Below are 2,612 nucleotides of genomic sequence, written 5' to 3' on the forward strand. Positions count from 1 at the left end.
CCCTTGCGGGCCGGGTTTCCCCATTCGGACATCTGCGGATCAAAGCTCGTTTGCCAGCTCCCCGCAGCTTATCGCAAGCTACTGCGTCCTTCATCGCCTGTAATCGCCAAGGCATCCACCATGTGCACTTAGTCACTTGTCCCTATAACGTTGACCTCTGGAGTCACCTCCAAAGACGTCACAGGCAAGCGCTGTGTTTCATTTGATGCATGTTTGTTTCGATACAATCACAACCCAGCAATGCTGCTTACAATGAACATCACTGCTCACTGTCTTCGCATTGCGAATTACATTGATCCTTACTACTTCTTCCACTTTGTTAAAGAACGAATACAGCCTCATTGATCGCAATGATCAAACCTAAGTCGCATGCGCTGGCTTGTTGCCTGCACTGACTTACGTTTGTACCTTGCCACAGTGTGAATCAGGATAATGGTGGAGGTTGACGGGATCGAACCGACGACCCCCTGCTTGCAAAGCAGGTNCGACGACCCCCTGCTTGCAAAGCAGGTGCTCTCCCAGCTGAGCTAAACCCCCGGGGACTTGCCAACTTCTCGCTTCTACTTCAGCGCTGTATTAACTGGTGGGTCTGGTTGGGCTCGAACCAACGACCCCCGCGTTATCAACACGGTGCTCTAACCAGCTGAGCTACAGACCCCGCACATACTGCCCTGATGGCTGCATGTACCGATCACTTCATGACCTTGACTGTGTTTTGACTGTTCTTCGTTTTGCCGAACAACCGATAAGTGTGGACACCCAACTGCGTGCATATCTCTAGAAAGGAGGTGATCCAGCCGCACCTTCCGATACGGCTACCTTGTTACGACTTCACCCCAGTCACGAATCCTACCGTGGTAAGCGCCCTCCTTGCGGTTAAGCTACCTACTTCTGGTAAAACCCGCTCCCATGGTGTGACGGGCGGTGTGTACAAGACCCGGGAACGTATTCACCGCGACATGCTGATCCGCGATTACTAGCGATTCCAACTTCATGGAGTCGAGTTGCAGACTCCAATCCGGACTACGATACACTTTCTGGGATTAGCTCCCCCTCGCGGGTTGGCGGCCCTCTGTATGTACCATTGTATGACGTGTGAAGCCCTACCCATAAGGGCCATGAGGACTTGACGTCATCCCCACCTTCCTCCGGTTTGTCACCGGCAGTCTCATTAGAGTGCCCTTTCGTAGCAACTAATGACAAGGGTTGCGCTCGTTGCGGGACTTAACCCAACATCTCACGACACGAGCTGACGACAGCCATGCAGCACCTGTGTGCAGGTTCTCTTTCGAGCACTCCCTGATCTCTCAGGGATTCCTGCCATGTCAAGGGTAGGTAAGGTTTTTCGCGTTGCATCGAATTAATCCACATCATCCACCGCTTGTGCGGGTCCCCGTCAATTCCTTTGAGTTTTAATCTTGCGACCGTACTCCCCAGGCGGTCAACTTCACGCGTTAGCTGCGTTACCAAGTCAATTAAGACCCGACAACTAGTTGACATCGTTTAGGGCGTGGACTACCAGGGTATCTAATCCTGTTTGCTCCCCACGCTTTCGTGCATGAGCGTCAGTGTTATCCCAGGGGGCTGCCTTCGCCATCGGTATTCCTCCACATCTCTACGCATTTCACTGCTACACGTGGAATTCTACCCCCCTCTGACACACTCTAGCCGTGCAGTCACAAATGCAATTCCCAGGTTAAGCCCGGGGATTTCACATCTGTCTTGCACAACCGCCTGCGCACGCTTTACGCCCAGTAATTCCGATTAACGCTTGCACCCTACGTATTACCGCGGCTGCTGGCACGTAGTTAGCCGGTGCTTATTCTTCAGGTACCGTCATTAGCCCAGGATATTAGCCCGGACCGTTTCTTCCCTGACAAAAGAGCTTTACAACCCGAAGGCCTTCTTCACTCACGCGGCATTGCTGGATCAGGGTTGCCCCCATTGTCCAAAATTCCCCACTGCTGCCTCCCGTAGGAGTCTGGGCCGTGTCTCAGTCCCAGTGTGGCTGGTCGTCCTCTCAGACCAGCTACTGATCGATGCCTTGGTAGGCTTTTACCCCACCAACTAGCTAATCAGATATCGGCCGCTCCACGAGCATGAGGTCTTGCGATCCCCCACTTTCATCCGTAGATCGTATGCGGTATTAGCTAGTCTTTCGACTAGTTATCCCCCACTCCAGGGCACGTTCCGATATATTACTCACCCGTTCGCCACTCGCCACCAGACCGAAGTCCGTGCTGCCGTTCGACTTGCATGTGTAAGGCATGCCGCCAGCGTTCAATCTGAGCCAGGATCAAACTCTTCAGTTCAATCTCTGTTTTGTGCCATTGCTGGCAGGTTCCGAAGAACCGTCGCTCACTCAAAATACTGACAGACCGATTCTTGCGAATCGTTCTACTTCTTTGTTGTGAGCACTTGCTTAATAATTTGAGCATCCGGCGTTGCCGCCGGCGCACTTCATCAAGTGCCCACACTTATCGGTTGTTGGTTGTTAAAGAACCTGGCAATTCGGTCTGCTGCCAGCCGTCCCGTGGGACTTGCCGGCTGCTGCGAAGCGTTGTGTTCGTCAGCAGCAGAGAAAGCGATTATGCGGTGTTTGGAGCTTGCCG

2 tRNA genes and 2 rRNA genes are annotated in these 2,612 nt (G+C 53.0%); all 4 read right to left on the reverse strand.

What is annotated here, in order from left to right:
* Positions 1-142: ribosomal RNA gene (locus tag JK635_RS29015) — 23S ribosomal RNA — on the reverse strand; the annotation flags it as partial.
* A 291-nt stretch (positions 143-433) separates the two neighbouring features.
* A tRNA-Ala gene (locus JK635_RS29020) sits at positions 434-537 on the reverse strand.
* Positions 538-581: 44 nt separating this feature from the next.
* A tRNA-Ile gene (locus JK635_RS29025) sits at positions 582-658 on the reverse strand.
* Between the two features lie 123 nt (positions 659-781).
* Positions 782-2,312, reverse strand: a 16S ribosomal RNA gene (locus JK635_RS29030).
* Between the last annotated feature and the right edge of the window lie 300 nt (positions 2,313-2,612).

Source organism: Neobacillus paridis, from assembly GCF_016765675.1.
Taxonomy (GTDB): domain Bacteria; phylum Bacillota; class Bacilli; order Bacillales; family Cytobacillaceae; genus Neobacillus; species Neobacillus paridis.